This window comes from Bacillus sp. LR_5 (genome assembly GCF_042709275.1).
Genome location: NZ_JAVAXX010000128.1, coordinates 1 through 17,416, shown reverse-complemented (window position 1 = coordinate 17,416; position 17,416 = coordinate 1). Strand labels below are relative to the sequence as shown.

The window sequence follows — 17,416 nt, the reverse complement described above, 5'->3', positions numbered from 1 at the left end:
TGGGATTGTGATACTCTTCACATTATTACACTTTAAAATCATCAAGCTTGAATGGATAGAGCTTGGCGCGGCGTGGCTTCTCGGGGAGCTGCTTTTATTTTTTATCCCGTCTGCCGTCGGAGTGATAGAATACGGAGACATTATGTCGAAATTTGGTGTCAGCATTCTGCTTGTTGTCATCATCAGCACATTTGTCGTGATGGTGTCTACAGGAACGCTTACACAAATCATTGCAAAAAGAAAGGAGAAAAAACATACGTGTTCATCGGAATTGTAAGTTTGTTTTTAACGGTTTTGGTGTATTTAGGAGCAAAAAAGGTATATCAACGCTTTCCGCGTGTCTATACGTCGCCGCTATTGGTGACGCCCGCTGTGTTAGTCGGTCTGCTGCTGCTGGTGAATGTCCCGTACGAGTCATATAATCTCGGCGGCGGATTGCTGACCGATATGCTTCAGCCGGCCACCGTGGCATTCGCGATCCCGCTTTATAAATATTTCCCTGTTTTAAAGAAATACGCAGTGGAAATTATTTTGAATGTGGCCGTCGGTTCATGTATCGCGATTATTTCAACCGCTCTTATTGCGAAATGGCTTCACCTCGGCACCGGCTTAATTGACAGCCTCGTCCCGAGATCAGTGACAACGCCGATCGCAATGAACGTATCTGAAATGATCGGCGGAATGCCTGCCGTTACAGCCGTGTTTGTGATTTTAACCGCTCTGTTCGGCACAGTGATCGGCCCGATGGTCATCCGCTATTTCCGCATTGATAATGAAATTGCGCGGGGCGTGCTGCTCGGCACAAGCGCACACGGCGCGGGAACGTCAAAAGCATTTGAACTCAGCTCTGTGTCCGGTACGATTTCCAGCGTGTCAATGATCTTAGCTGCGATTATGACGCTTTGCGCAGCGCCGTTTTTACTTTCATTTATGTAAGAAAAAACTGTCCTCTCAAGGGCAGTTTTTTTATGTGCTTCCCCTTATTGAAAAGCTGGCGGATTCCAATATAATGTAATTTGTGGATACCAAAGGAGGCACCCCATGCACAACTTGCAGGTGAGACGGCATTACGCCGCGTTAAAAGGTTTTTATTTGTTTGCTTTTCTTGGCACGGGCAGCATTATTCCCTTACTCAGTATGTATTTAACGAAAGAACAGCATGTAAGCGGATCACAGGTCGGCTTGATCATGTCACTCGGCCCGATTGTGATGATTTTCTTTCAGCCGTTTTGGGGCATGCTGAGCGACTATACGCAAAAAACGAAAAGCCTGCTTGCGGTTTGCACATCAATCACAGGCATCATGGGATTAGGCTATATTGCATTTGACGGCTTTCCTATGTTTATTTTGATTGCAGCCTGTTTTGCAGCCTTTCAAAGCACGATTATTCCATTATCGGACAGCATTTCACTAAGGTACACACAAGAAACAAACGGCAACTACGGCGGAATCCGCCTGTTTGGTTCTCTCGGCTTCGGCGTCGCAGTGTTTGTCATGGGACAAGTGACGAATCAGTTGTATCCCATTCACGTGATCTTTATCTTTGGCTGTGCCTTTCTGTGCATTGCCGCCATATTGGCCTCACAAATGCCGGGCCAGCAGAAAACAAAAACAAAGGTCAAAATCCGCAAAGGATTCCGGGAGCTTATCAGCAACAAAACGTTCCTCATCTTTATGATCATCACCTTTACAACATTTGCTCCAAACTTAGCGAACAATACGTATTTCAGTCTTTTTCTGGACAAAAGCGGCGCGTCACTTTCCGCTATCGGTATTTTATTTTTCATCGGCGTGATTTCGGAAATTCCATTTATGCGATTTGCCCAAACATTTATAGATAAAATGGGGCTTTTAAACGTCATTATGCTGTCAGGCGGGGTCTCATTATTCAGGTGGGCGCTCTATTTCACAGCGCCTTCATTATGGCTCATTTATGCGACGGTCTTTCTTCAGGGAGTGGCCATCGGTTTATTTATCCCCGCGGCGCTTCAATACGTAAAAAAGATTACTCCTAGCCACGTTGAAGCGACGGCGCTGACCATGTACGCGGCCATCGGCAATGGATTCGGCAACTGGTTCTGTACATTTGCAGGCGGCTACATTTTTGACTACGTGTCCATCTTCGCAGTCTACTTGCTTTTTGGCATGCTGAGCATAGCAGGCTTTGGGCTGACATTATATTTAATGAAGGCAGAAAAAAACAAAAATACACTTCATCAGCCGGCTGTTACTTTTAAACCATAATGACTATAATGAAAAAAGAAAGGATGTGCGCTATGAACGGGCAAGAGCGAAGCAGCATTTCAAAAGGATTACAGGTGGATATTGTATTGAAGGCAGATCAAAAAACAGGAAAACTGACGAGAGGGACAGTGAAGGATATTTTGACGAAATCGAGCTTTCATCCGCACGGCATTAAAGTCCGGCTTGAAGATGGCCGCATCGGCCGCGTCCAGAAAATCATTTCTACATAGAAAAAAGCTGCTCCTGAACAGGGCAGCTTTATTTTTTCTGCAGAAAGACCACTTTTAGGTAGTTGCCTTCCGGAAACGCTGAAATCGTTTTAAAATCCTCCGGCAGCGTAAATTCCTCAATGATTGTGTAGCGTTCATTTGTTTCTTTAAAGGCGGCATCAATAAAGCCTTTGAATTTCTTCATGCTGAAGGCGCTGCTGTTTGTGGAAGCAACGATGATGCCCTTGTCAGCTGTGATGGCGATCGTTTCTTTCAGCAGGTTTTTATAATCTTTGGCCGCGCTGAAGGTGCGTTTTTTTGTGCGGGCAAAGGAAGGCGGGTCGAGAATAATCAGATCAAAGAGCAGATCCTTTTTCGCCGCATACGAAAAATACTTAAACACGTCCATCACTTTAATGTCGTGTGCCTCGTAATCCAGCTTGTTCACGCTGAATTGTTCGATCGTTTTGGCCAGGCTTCGGTTTGCCACGTCCACGCTTGTTGTTTTCTCCGCTCCGCCAAGCGCCGCTGCCACGGAAAATGCACCCGTATAAGAAAACGTATTTAACACTGTTTTTCCTTTTGCATAGCGGTCTCTAATGGCCTTGCGCACATGTCTTTGATCCAAAAAGATGCCCGTCATAGCGCCTTCATTCAGGTCCACCGCGTATTGAATGCCATTCTCCTGGATAATGATCGGGAACTCGCCTCTTTTCCCTTTCACGAAGTCATCATCTTCAACGTATTGTCCAGCCGTGTCGAAGCGTTTTTTCTCGTAAATCGCTTTATAATCAAGATCCAGCTCATCCAAAGCGGAAATCAGCATGTCTTTAAAGGTGTAAATGCCTTTGCTGTACCATTGAACCAGCAGGTAGCCGTCATAATAGTCGATCGTGACGCCACCGACGCCGTCTCCCTCACCGTTGAACAGGCGGAAAGCCGTTGTATCTTGGGCAGCGAATAGTTTGGCGCGTGCTTGGACCGCTTTTGATAATTTGCTGAGAAAAAATGCTTGGTCAATCTGTTCTTGTTTATTGCGGGTAAGCGTCCAGCCGACCCCTTTGTTTTGCAGGCCATAATAACCTCGCGCGAGAAACTCGCCGCTCTCTGACACGATATCAACGAGGTCTCCTTCTTTCACGTGCCCCGCACTCCCTGCGAGAGCTTCCTTATCGATGAGCGGATAGCCTTTTTTGATTTTTGCAGTATGCGCTTTTTTTAGGGTGAGTAGCTTCATATCTATTCGTCCTCTTTCTGTATGCTTTCTCTTATCGTACCACAAAACGCCAAGTTGTCTGCATTGACAGAAAGGAAAGGTTTTTCTACGATAGACAAATAAGAGTTACGAGGAGGAGCAGCATGGCAAAACGAATTGATCATACAGGCATTATGGTAAGGGATATCAACGCGTCCATCACATTTTATGAAGAGGTTCTCGGCATGAAATTGAAGGATCGCATCACACACACGAACGGTGTGATTGAGCTTGCTTTTCTCGGTTTTGAAGACGGTCCGGAAACGGAAATCGAACTGATTCAAGGTTACAGCAGCGAGCTTCCTGTCGAAGGAAAAGTGCACCACATTGCCCTGCTGACGGATGACATCGCGGCTGAATATACAAAAGCGGAAAGAATGAACGCGAAATTTATCGACGAGGAGATCACAACACTTCCAAACGGGTACCGTTACTTCTATATCGAAGGTCCTGACGGTGAGTGGATTGAGTTCTTTCAGAGATAAAAATAAAGAACGTACATTATGTAATGTACGTTCTTTTTTATCTATACCAACTGATATACGTTGACTCATCGCAGATCATGGCTTCCCAGCCCATACGCTGAACCAACTCATTGATATTTTCACCTTTCGATAAAAAGACATTAATAAATGAGTCATATACACTCATAAACACAAAGTCCATTTTCTTATCAGTTAAAATGAGCTCTGCGGCGGCATCATCAAGAACCGTCCGCAAGTTAGCCTCAGTTATGTCCAGAAAGCCGCTGTTTTCCCAAATCGGTTCTGAGTAATAAAACTGATTGGACCCGTTCGAACGAAACACTTCTACCAAACTGGGAATATGAAAATTTGAAATATGGTCCTCACTGGGATAAAAGAGGCCTTCATTTATATTTGCATGTAAAACTTCAGCCAAATCCTCTCTCCCGCACTCATCCCTTAAGGCGCCTATCGACGTCATTAAAGCCAGCGCCAGCTCGGCATTTGTTTGAAAGCCGCAAGAGGACTTGATCTTCTTCCATGAAACGGCTTTGCCTTTTTCCCTTACTTCCTCATCATTTGGATAGATATGTTCATACTCATTTTTTCTCTTTTCTTTCTCCCATCCTTCAGGCATTTGAATAAAAGGAGAAAATAAAATAGCTGCTGATGTGTATTCTGCTGGTATTTGTTTTAAGATTGGTGATTCGTCATCAAACCATATGTATTCTAGCATCACGCACCCCCTTTACATATTCTAACATCTGCTTTTAATTGAAAGAAGCTAATCATCCCTACGGCCCAGGCTGATTAGCTTTAACAACACACTTTATCTCAAGATCCATCCGCACTCTCTTCCCGCCATTTTTGATGGTCCCATATTCTGAAAAACGGATAGTAGATGGCGCAGGTGATCAGCAGATTCACTAGCTGCATAACGGCGCCCGATACCTTTCCGCCTGTCGCCAGGTAGCCTGATATGAGCGGCGGCATCGTCCATGGCACGGCGATTCCGGCCGGCCTTGCTACCAGTCCAGTGCTCATGCCGATATAAGTTGCTGTAATCGTGAGGAGTGGTGCGATGATGAATGGAACAATGAGGAGCGGGTTCATGACAATCGGCATGCCGAAAATGATCGGCTCGTTGATATTAAATAGCGCAGGCCCAATCCCTAATCGGCCAAGCTGCTTCATTTGTTTGCTCCGGGAACGCACAAGCATCGTCAGGACAAGCGCCAGCGTCGCTCCGCTTCCGCCGACATTAATCCAAATTTGAAAAAACTGGGTTGTGAAAATACTTGGTAGCGCCTCTCCCGCTTGGAACGCGAGACGGTTGGCATCCATCGCGCCATACCAAATCGGCGCCATGATTCCGCCAATGATTGAAGCTCCGTGAATCCCGCACGACCATAGCAGCATCTGCACAAATTCAGCAATCAGGCTCCCGCCGAGACTGCCGCCAAGAATGGAAAGCGGTGTGCCAAGCAGGTCTCCTACGACATTGTGCAGGCTCTGAAAAGGCGTCATTTCAATCAGAAGACGTGCCAGCCACACGAGAAACACAATGATAAAGCCGGGAATCAGCGCGACAAATGATTTACTTACCGCCGGCGGCACGCCGTCTGGCATTTTGAAGACGATATTTTTTTGAATAATGCACCGATACATTTCAGTTGAAAACAAAGCGATCAGCATGGCGACAAATAAACCCTTGCTGCCAAGCAGTGTAATCGGGATTCCGCCACCGACCAAGATGGATTCCGTTGAGCCATCCGGCGTAAACGGCACCTCGAACGGCGTTGCCAATAGAAATGCGGCAATTGATATCGCTCCGGCAGAAAGGGCATCGACACCATAGCTTTCCGCAAGACGATAGGCGATTCCAAAAGCGGCGATCATCGCCATAATATCAAATGAAGCATTAACGGGATAACCGAGCTTATCCGCCCACTCTTTCCCAAACACACTCGTCATGAAATCCGCATAACCGGGAATCGGCAGGCTCGTTAAAATCAAAAAGACAGACCCGATAATAATCAGCGGCATGGTCAGGATAATTCCGTCACGCAAAGCGCTGAGATGCCGCTGCCCGGCAATTTTTCCAGCGACAGGCATTATTTTTTCTTCCATCACCCGAGTGAATGCGCTCATCTGAAAAGCCCCCTTTTTTCATTGCTTTGTGAACAACCTTCGCAATGTTTTCTTTATCTTATTTTGAAAACGCTTACAAATTCATTTGGAAAATTTCCTCTTCCTGCGGAAAAAATCCACATGCTGCTGAACAATCCAGTCCATGAAAATATTTTTCCTCCTTACTGTCAAACTCTCTTTTTTCCTCCGATATATATATCAAACATCATAGAAAAAGGAGATGAATCATGAAAAACATGTCATGCAAGCTTGTTGTATCAGTCACTCTGTTTGTCAGTTTTCTGGCCATAGGCCCTCTCGCGCATGCGCAAAACAGCAGCGAAAAAGAGGTTATTGTGGTTTATAAAAACAAGGCCGGAAAAGAAACCGTCCTGGACAGCGATGCTGAGGTTGAACAGCAGTATACGCATCTTCCGGCGGTAGCGGTCACAGCAGATCAGGAGACAGTGAAAGAATTAAAACAGGATCCTGATATTTTGTATGTCGAAAACAATGTCTCATTCACCGCAGCAGGCAGTACGGATTTCAAAGTGCTGTCAGACGGCACTGACACCTCTGGCAACTTCGAGCAATGGAACCTTGAGCCTATTCAGGCAAAACAGGCTTGGAAGGCAGGACTGACAGGCAAAAATGTCAAAATTGCAGTCATTGACAGCGGGATCTCCCCCCACGATGACCTGTCGATTGCCGGCGGGTATTCAGCTGTCAGTTATACCTCTTCTTACAAAGATGATAACGGCCACGGAACACATGTCGCAGGGATTATCGGAGCCAAGCATAACGGCTACGGAATTGACGGCATCGCACCGGAAGCACAAGTATACGCGGTTAAAGCGCTTGATCAGAACGGCTCGGGGGATCTTCAAAGCCTTCTCCAAGGAATCGACTGGTCAATCACCCACGGGATGGACATCGTCAATATGAGCCTTGGCACGACGTCAGACAGCAAAATCCTTCATGACGCCGTAGACAAAGCATATGAACAAGGTATTCTGCTCGTTGCCGCAAGCGGTAACGACGGGAACGGCAAGCCTGTGAACTATCCGGCAGCATACAACAGTGTCATTGCGGTTTCAGCGACAAACGAAAAGAATCAGCTTGCCTCCTTCTCAACAACTGGAGATGAAGTTGAATTTTCAGCGCCGGGAACAAACATCACGAGCACATATTTAAACCAATATTATGCAACTGGAAGCGGAACATCCCAAGCGACACCGCACGCCGCTGCCATGTTTGCTTTGTTAAAACAGCGGGATCCTGCCGAGACAAACGTGCAGCTTCGCGCAGATATGCAGAAACATATCGTTGATCTTGGAACCGCAGGCCGCGATCAGCAATTTGGCTACGGCTTAATCCAATATAAAGCGCAGGCAACAGATTCAGCGTACGCGACAGCAGAGCAAGCAGTGAAAAAAGCAGAACAAACAAAAGCACAAACCGATATCGACAAAGCGAGAGAACTCGTCAGCCAGCTGCCGAATTCTGACGCCAAAACAGCCCTGAAAAAAAGACTGGATAAAGTACAGTCATACAGAAATGTAAAGGATGCGAAAGACAAAGTCGCAAAGGCAGAAAAGTATAAAACACAGCAAACTGTTGATACAGCACAAGCTGCCATTAACAAGCTGCCGAACGGAACAGACAAAAAGAACCTGCAAAAACGCTTAGACCAAGTAAAACGCTACATCGCATCAAAGCAGGCGAAAGAGAAAGTAGCGAAGGCGGAAAAAAGCAAAAGGAAAACAGATGTCGACAGCGCACAATCAGCAGTCAGCAAGCTGCCAGCAAGTTCAGAAAAAACGTCCCTGCAAAAACGCCTAAACAAAGTGAAAAGCACCAATTTGAAAACGGCGCAGCAATCCGTATCTGCAGCTGAAAAGAAATCAACTGATGCAAATGCGGCAAAAGCACAATCAGCAGTCAACCAGCTTCAATCAGGCAAGGACAAAACGGCATTGCAAAAACGGTTAGATAAAGTGAAGAAAAAAGTGGCGGCAGCCGAAGCAAAAAAAGTCGAAACTGCCAAAGCAAAAGTGAAAAAAGCGGAAAAAGACAAAACAAAAAAATCAAAGACATCCGCTCAGTCTGCAGTGAATCAATTAAAAGCATCCAATGAAAAAACAAAGCTGCAAAAACGGCTGAATGCCGTCAAACCGAAAAAGTAACCAAAAAACCTGTAAGACTTGTATTCTGGGTCTCACAGGCTTTTTCCATTCCAAAAAACACCACATACAACCTTTTTCCCATTCAACGCACAGGCTTTTCCTACTATTGCTATCCGGCCATGAACAGCATAAAATGAACGTTATTACAGTTATCACCACATATGGAGGGATTGTGACTGGCAGGCAGGCAAGACCCAATGATGCAAAGGGAGTATTAGTGCCTAAAAAACAGGGCATTTTAACTCTTCTTTTCGTGTTGGGCTCATAACGGCGCCATGGACAACCCCCTATTCTAATGCTCCGTCACCGACGCGGGCATTTTTTGTTGTCCTTGCACGTTTTGTCATTTTCAGCCGGTATTTCTCACTTTTTTCATTTTGATTGTCAACTTTTCATTTGATACGATGAACAAGCCGACTTTTCTTCAGCAAAGGAGGTTTTGATTGCTTGCAAAAAGAGATTGCAAAAGAACTATTGCTCCTCGCAGGAGGAAAAAGCAATATTATCAGCATCAGCCATTGTACAACCCGTCTTCGTTTTGAGGTAAAGGACGAGACGAAAATCGATATACATGCTATTGAAAATCTGCAAGGTGTGCAGGGTACCTTTTTCCGATATGGGTTATTCCAGATTATCTTCGGAGCAGGCGTCGTCAACAAAATATATAAAGAAGTCGTTCACGTGTGGGAGGCCGCGCCTTCTGAAAAGCCTGTTCAGCAGAAAAAGGCCAGCCGGAAGCTGAGCCCTGTCGCCGTATTTGCGAAAACACTGTCCGATATTTTTGTGCCGATTATCCCGGCGATAACAGCAAGCGGCCTGCTTATGGGGCTGATCGGAATGATTAAGGTGTTTCACTGGTTCGCAGCCGACAGCCCATGGATCAAAGTGCTCGACCTCGTGTCCAGCACAGCCTTTATTTTGCTGCCGATTTTGGTCGGTTTCAGTGCCGCACGGCAATTTGGCAGCAACCCATATTTAGGGGCAGTCATAGCAGGGCTCCTGACGCATCCTGATCTGCTGGACCCGTCTATGCTTGGCAGCAAAACCCCCGCTTCCTTAGACATCTGGGGGCTGCATATTCCAATGATGGGCTATCAGGGCTCCATTATACCAATTCTTCTCTCCGTGTATGTCATGAGCCAAATCGAGAAGCTATTAAAATCAATTGTGCCGAAGTCGCTTGATGTCGTCATCATTCCTTTTATTACGGTCATGGTGACAGGGTGCCTCGCGCTGATTGTGATGAATCCCGCCGCGTCCATCATCGGCCAAATCATGACACAGTCGATTGTCTATATTTATGATCACGCCGGCATTGCTGCCGGAGCCCTGTTCGGCGGCATCTACTCCACTATCGTTCTATCCGGCTTGCATCATAGCTTTTATGCGATTGAAGCAACGCTGCTTGCAGATCCGCATGTCGGCGTGAACTTTTTAGTGCCGATATGGTCGATGGCGAATGTGGCCCAAGGCGGAGCGGGGCTTGCGGTTTTCTTCAAAACAAAACAATCAAGCCTGAAGAAAATTGCGCTCCCCGCTTCCCTGACCGCGTTTTTAGGCATTGTAGAGCCGATTGTATTCGGGGTTAATGTCAAACTGATCCGTCCCTTTATCGGAGCTGCCATCGGCGGCGCTATTGGCGGAGCATACGTGGTTGCGGTACATGTCGTGTCGAATTCCTACGGGCTGACAGGCATTCCGATGATTTCAATCGTACTGCCGTTCGGCGCCGCCAATTTTGTTCATTATATGATCGGTTTTTTGATCGCGGCCGTCTCTGCTTTTATAGCTACATTGTTTCTCGGGTTTAAAGAAGAGACAGAATAAATGGATTTATTCGTTTTCATTCATAAAACGGGGGATGAAAGGACAAAAAAGCTATGAAAATTAAAAGAATCTTAAATCATAATGCTATCGTCGTAAAGGATCAAAATGAAGAGAAGATTCTCTTAGGTGCAGGAATTGCGTTCGACAAAAAGAAGAATGATATTGTCGATCCATCAAAAATAGAAAAAACCTTTGTCAGAAAAGATACAGCTGACTATAAGCAATTCGAAGAGATTTTAGAAACATTGCCGGAAGACCATATTCAGATTTCTGAGCAAATTATCTCCCATGCCGAAAAAGAGCTGAACATTAAAATCAACGAGCGCATTCACGTCGCTTTTTCAGACCATCTATCTTTTGCGATTGAACGCCTGAGCAATGGGATGGTCATCAAAAATCCGCTGCTGAATGAGATCAAAGTCCTTTATCCGAAGGAATTCCAGATCGGCTTGTGGGCCAGAGCGCTGATTAAAGAGAAACTGGGGATTCACATTCCTGATGATGAAATCGGCAATATCGCCATGCACATCCACACAGCAAGAAACAATGCTGGTGATATGACACAGACGCTTGATATTACAACAATGATCCGTGATATTATCGAGATTATTGAAATTCAGCTGGCGATCAATATTGTTGAAGATACCATCTCTTATGAACGGCTTGTGACCCATCTCCGCTTTGCCATTCAGCATATCAAAGCGGGCGAATCCATTTACGAGCTGGATGCAGAAATGATCGACATTATTAAAGAGAAGTTTAAGGATGCCTTCCTGTGTGCCCTAAGCATCGGCACATTTGTGAAGAAGGAATACGGCTTTGAGTTTCCTGATAAAGAATTGTGCTACATTGCCATGCATATTCAGCGGTTTTACCAGCGGTCAGTCGCACGCTGAGGCAAACAAAAAAAACGCTTTTGAGATGATCAAAAGCGTTTTTTATATTCAATTTATTGGTTGATGGCCGGGTTCCCGATCGTATTCCACTTCGTATAGGACATGTAATGGAAATACTCATCGCGATACGGATGCTTTGTATTGGAGTTCCAAGGCTTTTCTCCGCCGCAGAAGTGCACGATTGCCGGGTTTTCTCTCGTTTCATTATATTGCTTCCGTCCTAACAGTGTCGGAGGTGTTTTCAGTTTTAACATGATGTATGTTTGAGCGTTCCAGCGCGGGTGAAGCTCATACCACTTATCATATAAGATCGCATTCAGTGCATCTTGGTCGTGCAGCACAAGAAAGTCTTCAGACGGGTTTTCATTGATAAAGTTGATGACTTTTTCTGTGATGTTTTGCTTTCTCCAAGGTTCAAAATCAATAATCATGATACCTGAGTTAAAATACTTCCCTGTATCAGTGACGTTCATTTCTTTCAGGCGTTCATGCTGCCCAGCATCCTCAACAGCAGCAACCGTATATGGAGCAATATCCAAGTCCCACAGTTTCGAAATATCCTCAAGAATAATCGCATCACAATCGATATAAATCATTCGTTTGATGCTCTCATCCTTAATTAAGTCAGGAATCGAAATGCGGTAATACGCCGCTTTTGTAATATGGCTGCTTTCTACCGCATGTTCATACATATTGGTATCCACTTCTAAAAACTCAATCGGCACGCCGAATTTCAATGTGGTTTCTTCCAGTCTTTTTTTGTTATCAGGCTTAATTCCGCCATCAATGACGTATAATTTTATCTCTCTCTCCTGATCCATATTTGTCAATAAAGAAACGAACATCCCACCTAAATGACGAGCATAATTATCATCTGCGCATGATACGATATGCATAACTTCATCTTTCTTCAATGATATTCATCTCCCTTTGTGTTGTACAAATTACATTCCCGATTTCAGAAAATTAAACACTATTCTTCAATATTTTTTTAGACAGAATGTGCTATACAACAAAAAAGGTGTCATTTTTTGAACATGCGATAAAGCCAATAAAGGATGTAAAAGCTGGCGATCGTTATGGCTTCAGCCGAAGCGATGTACCACGGCCAAGGCCCGAGAACATCTAAAAGAGAAGAGCCGCCCGGTTTTTTCGTCAAATACATATAATTGGCGCCAAGCCACCGATCAAGCAGATAAATGCAGATGCCGTACACATTGACAATCAGGACTGTCACCCATAAAGAGCGCTGGCCCATTCTGTAAGTGCCGACCACCGCCATCAGCAGGCAGGATAAAAACACAGACCCATGCGAAATAAAAAAGAGGATATATCGCACATGCGGAAATGAAAACATACCGAGGTCAGGTGTCAAAAGAGCCTGAATCGAGCTGCCGATGCCGACAAAATATAAAAATACAAACAGCCTCCTGCTTTTGGTCACCAGCATGATGGCTGACAAATACACCGACAGGTCACTAAGCTGGAGAGGCAATGAAGTGCGCACCGACCATCTGCCCGTGGCGATCATCCATATTTGATAGCCGATTTGCGAACCAAGCAACAGAAACACAAACAAATAACGCAAAAACTGGCTGACCTTAGGCCGCTTGACCGCCTCTCGGAACAGAAACAACAGAATGGCCAAAAGAGCAATGATTGCTAACGTCACCACATGCTCTGCTGAAAAAAGGTGAAACGGATCATGTTTATAGACGGATTGAACATATTTTTGCAAGATTGCACCCCCGTTTGCGGGTTTTTGTTTATTTTGGTGTAGTTAGGGCCTTTTTTATTCAACCGATATATAGGCTTGAAGTTCACATCAGACTCTGTTAGAATTCATTTCATAGCTAATGATTCTGATAATTTAAGGCAGGCTTAAAAAAATGGAACGTTCCTATCAACATCAGCAGCTTCGGAAAGAAGAACACGACACACTTTCTAAGCTTAAACAAATGCCCGTTGAGTCACTGAACCTGGAAGCCATATCGATTGCGACGAATCTGTATCGGTCAGCGCAAAAGCTCCGTGTCAAAATGGAGACTGAGGTTCTTTCTTCCTATAGCCTTTCTTGGACAGCTTTCTCCATTCTTTATGATCTATGGGTATGGGGAGCGCTCGAAACGAGAAAAATTGCTGAGCTGTCAGGCATTTCAACAGCTACAGCAAGCAACGTGATCAAAACGCTCGAAAAAAAGAGTTTTTGCCGTAAAAGCATCGACACAAGAGATCGACGACTCGTGTTTGTCTCCATCACCGATTCCGGCAAACAAGCGATAGAAGAGCTTTATCCGGAGTTTCACAAAGGGGAAACAGAACTCATTGCGGGGATGACGAAAGACGAACAGAAAACACTGACAGAGCTGCTTAGAAAGGTAGCTGACAATCTTCATACAGCATAAGCTTTGACGGGAATCCAGTAGCGGTTTGTCTCCCTGTTTCAGAGAGCCGGCGGTAGGTGCGAGCCGGCGCACAGGCAAACGTGAATTACCTCCCCGAGCTTTCTTTGTGAACCTTAGTAGCAAAGAACGGGAAACCGTTATTCGAATGAGCGGAAGACGATGTCTTCAACCAGGGTGGTACCGCGTGCATTGAGCCACGTCCCTTATCGGGATGGGCTCTTTTTTGTGTTTTTAAAAAAGGAGGAAGAATGATGAAAACATTTGAACAGCTCACAGCAGCACAGCAAAAAGAAGTCGAAAGACAGCTACAGCTATACATGACAGGCGCCCAAGAAGTCATACCGCCGGAGGAATTAAGGGCGAAGCTCGTTAAATCGATTTCGACAGGCACACCGCTTAAAATTAAGCTCGGATTAGATCCGTCTGCACCGGATGTACATTTGGGCCATACGGTTGTGTTAAACAAGCTTCGCCAATTTCAAGAAAACGGCCACATAGTCCAGCTGTTAATTGGGGATTTCACAGGAAAAATCGGTGATCCGACCGGAAAGTCAGCAGCCAGAAAGCAGCTGACTGATGAAGAAGTTCAGCACAACGCCAAAACATATTTTCAGCAATTCGGAAAAGTGCTGGATCCTGAAAAAGTCGAGCTTCACTACAACTCGAAATGGCTGAAAACATTGAATCTGGAGGATGTCATTGAATTGGCAGGCAAAATAACCGTAGCCCGCCTGATGGAGCGCGACGACTTTGAAGAACGCATCGCTATGCAAAAACCGATCTCGCTGCATGAATTCTTTTACCCATTGATGCAGGGATACGATTCCGTCGTTCTGGAAAGCGATATTGAACTAGGCGGAACAGACCAGCATTTCAATGTACTGATGGGACGGCACTTCCAAGAACGATACAACAAAGAAAAACAAGTCGTCATTCTTATGCCGCTCTTGGAAGGCTTGGACGGTGTTGAAAAAATGTCGAAATCGAAACATAACTACATCGGCATTGACGAACATCCAAACGACATGTACGGGAAAACGATGTCACTGCCCGACAGCCTGATGAAAAAATACATCCACTTGGCAACAGACTTAGAGCTTGAAGAGAAAAAACAGCTCGTGAAAGACTTAGAAACCGGCGCCGTTCATCCAAGGGATGCCAAAATGCTTTTAGCCAAAACGCTCGTCCGAATGTATCACGGAGCGGATGCCGCTGAAGCCGCCGAACACTCATTTAAAACAGTCTTTCAGGAAAACAGCCTGCCAGAGGATATTCCGGCTGTGAACTGGAAAGGCGAGAAAACGATAGCGATTATTGATCTGCTCGTCAAGCTAGAGCTCCTCTCTTCGAAGAGCGAGGCGCGCCGCATGATTCAAAACGGAGGTGTCCGAATTAACGGAGAGAAAATAACAGATATCCACGCTGATGCAGTGATAAAGGAAAATATGATCATCCAAGTCGGCAAACGCAAGTTTTTAAAACTCCAATAGTCTGATATCCCGACGCGCTTATGACCTGTCTTTCATAAGCGTTTTTTTGCAGGTATAAAGCACTGTCTTTTCAAAAACGCTCTCCCTTTTGCAGGAAATTCTTTTAGCATCCCGAAATATTCCCCATCCATACATTTAGGGGAGGTTTAATTCTGATGAAAAAGCTTTTGACTGTAATGACGATGGCCGTTTTAACTGCTGGCACGATCATCATGCCGGCACAGAGCGTCACCCCTGCCGCGCGCGCTGTTCAAATATCAGATAGCGAGCGAGAGCTCCCATTCAAAGCAAAGCGTGCGTATTCAACCATTTCTCAGCTTAGTGAAACAATCGGTCCCAGAATAGCCGGAACTGCCGCCGAAAAAAAGAGTGCCCTGTTAATCGCTTCATCCTTGAGAAAATTAAAACTTGATGTGAAGGTTCAACGTTTCGGTATCCCTGACCGGCTTGAGGGAACGCTGTCTTCAGCAGGACGCGATATTCTTCTCCGAGCGGCATCCGGCTCTGCCCCGACTGAAGAACAAGGGCTGACGGCTCCGCTTTACAATGCCGGCTTGGGCTATCCAGAGGACTTCACCGCTGACGTTAAGGGCAAAATTGCCTTGATTTCCAGAGGAGATCTTACATTTTACGAGAAAGCCAAAAATGCCGAAGCCGCCGGAGCCAAGGCTGTCATCATTTATAACAACAAAGAAAGCCTCGTGCCTGTGACGCCAAACCTGTCGGGAAATAAAGTCGGCGTTCCTGTCGTCGGAATTAAGAAAGAAGACGGTGAAACCCTTACTCAGCAAAAAGAAGCAACTTTAAAACTAAACGCAATCACAAACCAAACCTCCCAGAACATCATCGGAATCAAAAAACCAAAGAACATCAAACATCCAGACATTGTGTACGTGACGGCCCATTACGACAGTGTTCCTTTTTCGCCCGGAGCAAATGACAACGGCTCAGGAACCTCTGTCATGCTGGAAATGGCGCGCGTCTTAAAAAGCATTCCTTCTGACAAAGAAATCCGCTTTATCGCTTTCGGCGCTGAAGAGCTCGGCCTGCTCGGCTCCTCTCATTATGTTGATCACCTATCGGATAAAGAGCTGAAACGAAGCGAAGTGAACTTTAACTTAGACATGGTAGGCACAAGCTGGGAGAATGCGTCTGAGCTGTATGTCAACACATTGGACGGCCAATCCAACTATGTTTGGGAATCCAGCCATACGGCCGCTGAAAAAATTGGGTTTGACAGCCTGTCTCTCACACAGGGAGGATCATCTGATCATGTGCCGTTCCACGAAGCCGGCATTGATTCCGCCAACTTTATTTGGGGAGACCCAGAAACAGAAGAAGTTGAACCGTGGTACCACACCCCTGAAGACTCGATCGAACATATCAGCAAAGAACGCCTTCAGCAAGCCGGTGATCTTATAACCGCCGCTGTCTATCAAGCTGTGAAAAAAGAGAAGAAACCAAAAGCCATTAAGAAACAAATAAAGGCCAAAGCCTCCGACATTTATGAAGATATCAAATAAAAAAGACGGCGCATTGCTGCCGTCTTTTTTTAATCCACTTCTTTCTTAATCCCCAGCATTTTCTCATCTAGATAATGGGCAATCTCGGCCGCTTCCTTCAGCTCATCTGTTAATTGCTTAGGAACGTCATTGTTCAATTTATAGTAAATTTTATGTTCAAGGCTCGCCCAGAAATCCATCGCGATCGTCCGGATTTGAATTTCTGCTTTGACGTATTCCACACGGTTCGTTAAATTCACAGGCATCTCAATGATTAAATGCAGACTTCGGTAGCCGTTCGGTTTTGGCGTCTGGATATAATCCTTCACTTTTACAATTCTCAAATCTTCATGCTGCTTTAGCACGTTAACGACATTATAAATATCAGAAATAAAGGAACAAATGATACGCACACCGGCAATGTCATTGATGTGCTCCTTCATTTCCTTCGTCGTAATTTCGCAGCCCTTTCTCATTAACTTATTCACGATGCTTTCAAAGCTTTTAACACGGGATTTCGTATGTTCAATCGGGTTGTGTCCGTGAATGAGGTTATATTCCTGGCTGATAATTGAGAATTTTGTATCCAAGGCATCGAGCGCAAATTTATAAACTAATAATTCATTTTTCCAATCTTCCATTACTGTTTTTAAATCGTCCATATGTGTTACAGATAAATCCATTTTCGTCATCTCCTTTAACGGATCTTTATCCGCTGTCCATGTACTAGACGTGCCTGCCTGCAGCATGGTTTTATGAATTTTTTTACAAAATGCGGTCGAATGTAACAAAAAAAGACCGCAAGAAA

Annotated in this window: 17 protein-coding genes and 1 other annotated feature; of the genes, 11 read left to right on the top strand and 6 right to left on the bottom strand. The window is 45.2% G+C overall.

All coding sequences use genetic code 11. The features are described from left to right. The 4 genes from RAC86_RS21930 to RAC86_RS21915 all read left to right on the top strand — a co-directional run. Positions 1 to 277: CidA/LrgA family holin-like protein (locus RAC86_RS21930; protein ID WP_377886022.1), on the top strand; the 277-nt coding region annotated here is incomplete at its 5' end. Further along, positions 259 to 936 (top strand): CidB/LrgB family autolysis modulator, encoded by a 678-nt coding sequence (locus RAC86_RS21925; protein ID WP_014478359.1) that lies wholly within the window; start codon positions 259 to 261, stop codon positions 934 to 936. The genes RAC86_RS21930 and RAC86_RS21925, both read left to right, overlap by 19 nt. 105 nt (positions 937 to 1,041) lie before the next feature. After that, positions 1,042 to 2,244 carry an MFS transporter gene (locus tag RAC86_RS21920; RefSeq protein WP_072565475.1) on the top strand — a complete coding sequence of 401 codons (1,203 nt, stop codon included), beginning with the start codon at positions 1,042 to 1,044 and terminating at the stop codon, positions 2,242 to 2,244. A 32-nt stretch (positions 2,245 to 2,276) separates the two neighbouring features. Further along, positions 2,277 to 2,474 (top strand): YwbE family protein, encoded by a 198-nt coding sequence (locus RAC86_RS21915; RefSeq protein WP_003222222.1) that lies wholly within the window; start codon positions 2,277 to 2,279, stop codon positions 2,472 to 2,474. A 28-nt stretch (positions 2,475 to 2,502) separates the two neighbouring features. Here RAC86_RS21915 and RAC86_RS21910 read toward each other — a convergent pair whose 3' ends face one another. Then, positions 2,503 to 3,690, bottom strand: coding sequence for a class I SAM-dependent rRNA methyltransferase (locus RAC86_RS21910; protein WP_072565476.1), 1,188 nt, complete (start codon positions 3,688 to 3,690; stop codon positions 2,503 to 2,505). A 122-nt stretch (positions 3,691 to 3,812) separates the two neighbouring features. Between RAC86_RS21910 and glxA the strand changes: the two genes are divergently transcribed. Then, the gene (glxA, locus tag RAC86_RS21905) at positions 3,813 to 4,193 is read left to right on the top strand and encodes a glyoxalase GlxA (protein WP_003236077.1); all 381 of its coding nucleotides are present in this window, start codon (positions 3,813 to 3,815) and stop codon (positions 4,191 to 4,193) included. A gap of 37 nt (positions 4,194 to 4,230) precedes the next feature. On the opposite strand, the gene RAC86_RS21900 is transcribed toward glxA, so the two are convergent. Together RAC86_RS21900 and celB are read right to left on the bottom strand one after the other, a co-directional pair. Further along, complete coding sequence (locus tag RAC86_RS21900; RefSeq protein WP_072565477.1) at positions 4,231 to 4,908, bottom strand: DUF2711 family protein; 678 nt, start codon at positions 4,906 to 4,908, stop codon at positions 4,231 to 4,233. A gap of 98 nt (positions 4,909 to 5,006) precedes the next feature. Then, complete coding sequence (celB, locus tag RAC86_RS21895; RefSeq protein WP_072565478.1) at positions 5,007 to 6,323, bottom strand: PTS cellobiose transporter subunit IIC; 1,317 nt, start codon at positions 6,321 to 6,323, stop codon at positions 5,007 to 5,009. Between the two features lie 227 nt (positions 6,324 to 6,550). Here celB and epr point away from each other — a divergent pair, with 227 nt between their 5' ends. The 3 genes from epr (at position 6,551) to sacY (ending at position 11,211) form a co-directional block, all read left to right on the top strand. After that, positions 6,551 to 8,488: a minor protease Epr gene (gene epr, locus RAC86_RS21890; protein WP_072565479.1), complete on the top strand. Its 1,938-nt coding sequence runs from the start codon at positions 6,551 to 6,553 to the stop codon at positions 8,486 to 8,488. Between the two features lie 447 nt (positions 8,489 to 8,935). Further along, a complete protein-coding gene (gene sacX / locus RAC86_RS21885; protein ID WP_061186565.1) occupies positions 8,936 to 10,315 on the top strand; it encodes a SacY negative regulator SacX in 1,380 nt (459 codons plus the stop codon). Positions 10,316 to 10,368: 53 nt separating this feature from the next. Then, on the top strand, positions 10,369 to 11,211 hold the full coding sequence (gene sacY / locus RAC86_RS21880) for a transcription antiterminator SacY (RefSeq protein WP_014115642.1): 843 nt from the start codon (positions 10,369 to 10,371) through the stop codon (positions 11,209 to 11,211). Positions 11,212 to 11,264: 53 nt separating this feature from the next. Here the strand turns inward: sacY and RAC86_RS21875 are convergent, their stop codons facing one another. Both RAC86_RS21875 and RAC86_RS21870 read right to left on the bottom strand, forming a co-directional pair. Further along, the gene (locus tag RAC86_RS21875) at positions 11,265 to 12,125 is read right to left on the bottom strand and encodes a glycosyltransferase family 8 protein (RefSeq protein WP_014115643.1); all 861 of its coding nucleotides are present in this window, start codon (positions 12,123 to 12,125) and stop codon (positions 11,265 to 11,267) included. Positions 12,126 to 12,235: 110 nt separating this feature from the next. Further along, on the bottom strand, positions 12,236 to 12,949 hold the full coding sequence (locus tag RAC86_RS21870; RefSeq protein ID WP_061186568.1) for a YwaF family protein: 714 nt from the start codon (positions 12,947 to 12,949) through the stop codon (positions 12,236 to 12,238). Between the two features lie 151 nt (positions 12,950 to 13,100). On the opposite strand from RAC86_RS21870, the gene ywaE reads away from it, so the two are divergent. The 3 genes from ywaE (at position 13,101) to RAC86_RS21855 (ending at position 16,629) form a co-directional block, all read left to right on the top strand. Next, positions 13,101 to 13,616 carry a tyrZ transcriptional regulator YwaE gene (gene ywaE / locus RAC86_RS21865; RefSeq protein WP_072565480.1) on the top strand — a complete coding sequence of 172 codons (516 nt, stop codon included), beginning with the start codon at positions 13,101 to 13,103 and terminating at the stop codon, positions 13,614 to 13,616. Beyond that, positions 13,611 to 13,823: a binding site (T-box leader), on the top strand. (Overlaps the previous gene by 6 nt.) A 41-nt stretch (positions 13,824 to 13,864) precedes the next feature. Beyond that, on the top strand, positions 13,865 to 15,106 hold the full coding sequence (gene tyrS, locus RAC86_RS21860) for a tyrosine--tRNA ligase (RefSeq protein WP_072565481.1): 1,242 nt from the start codon (positions 13,865 to 13,867) through the stop codon (positions 15,104 to 15,106). 155 nt (positions 15,107 to 15,261) lie between these two features. Beyond that, complete coding sequence (locus RAC86_RS21855; RefSeq protein WP_072565482.1) at positions 15,262 to 16,629, top strand: M28 family metallopeptidase; 1,368 nt, start codon at positions 15,262 to 15,264, stop codon at positions 16,627 to 16,629. Between the two features lie 29 nt (positions 16,630 to 16,658). Here RAC86_RS21855 and ywaC read toward each other — a convergent pair whose 3' ends face one another. Next, on the bottom strand, positions 16,659 to 17,291 hold the full coding sequence (gene ywaC, locus RAC86_RS21850) for a GTP pyrophosphokinase YwaC (RefSeq protein WP_003222250.1): 633 nt from the start codon (positions 17,289 to 17,291) through the stop codon (positions 16,659 to 16,661). Positions 17,292 to 17,416 lie beyond the last annotated feature (125 nt).

What these genes read in the sequence shown, in the direction of transcription:
- RAC86_RS21920 (WP_072565475.1), top strand. Translation starts at nt 1,042, where the DNA reads ATGCACAACTTGCAGGTGAGACGGCATTACGCCGCGTTAAAAGGTTTT.
- RAC86_RS21915 (WP_003222222.1), top strand. Translation starts at nt 2,277, where the DNA reads ATGAACGGGCAAGAGCGAAGCAGCATTTCAAAAGGATTACAGGTGGAT.
- RAC86_RS21910 (WP_072565476.1), bottom strand. Translation starts at nt 3,690, where the DNA reads ATGAAGCTACTCACCCTAAAAAAAGCGCATACTGCAAAAATCAAAAAA.
- glxA (WP_003236077.1), top strand. Translation starts at nt 3,813, where the DNA reads ATGGCAAAACGAATTGATCATACAGGCATTATGGTAAGGGATATCAAC.
- RAC86_RS21900 (WP_072565477.1), bottom strand. Translation starts at nt 4,908, where the DNA reads ATGCTAGAATACATATGGTTTGATGACGAATCACCAATCTTAAAACAA.
- celB (WP_072565478.1), bottom strand. Translation starts at nt 6,323, where the DNA reads ATGAGCGCATTCACTCGGGTGATGGAAGAAAAAATAATGCCTGTCGCT.
- epr (WP_072565479.1), top strand. Translation starts at nt 6,551, where the DNA reads ATGAAAAACATGTCATGCAAGCTTGTTGTATCAGTCACTCTGTTTGTC.
- sacY (WP_014115642.1), top strand. Translation starts at nt 10,369, where the DNA reads ATGAAAATTAAAAGAATCTTAAATCATAATGCTATCGTCGTAAAGGAT.
- ywaE (WP_072565480.1), top strand. Translation starts at nt 13,101, where the DNA reads ATGGAACGTTCCTATCAACATCAGCAGCTTCGGAAAGAAGAACACGAC.
- tyrS (WP_072565481.1), top strand. Translation starts at nt 13,865, where the DNA reads ATGATGAAAACATTTGAACAGCTCACAGCAGCACAGCAAAAAGAAGTC.
- RAC86_RS21855 (WP_072565482.1), top strand. Translation starts at nt 15,262, where the DNA reads ATGAAAAAGCTTTTGACTGTAATGACGATGGCCGTTTTAACTGCTGGC.
- ywaC (WP_003222250.1), bottom strand. Translation starts at nt 17,291, where the DNA reads ATGGATTTATCTGTAACACATATGGACGATTTAAAAACAGTAATGGAA.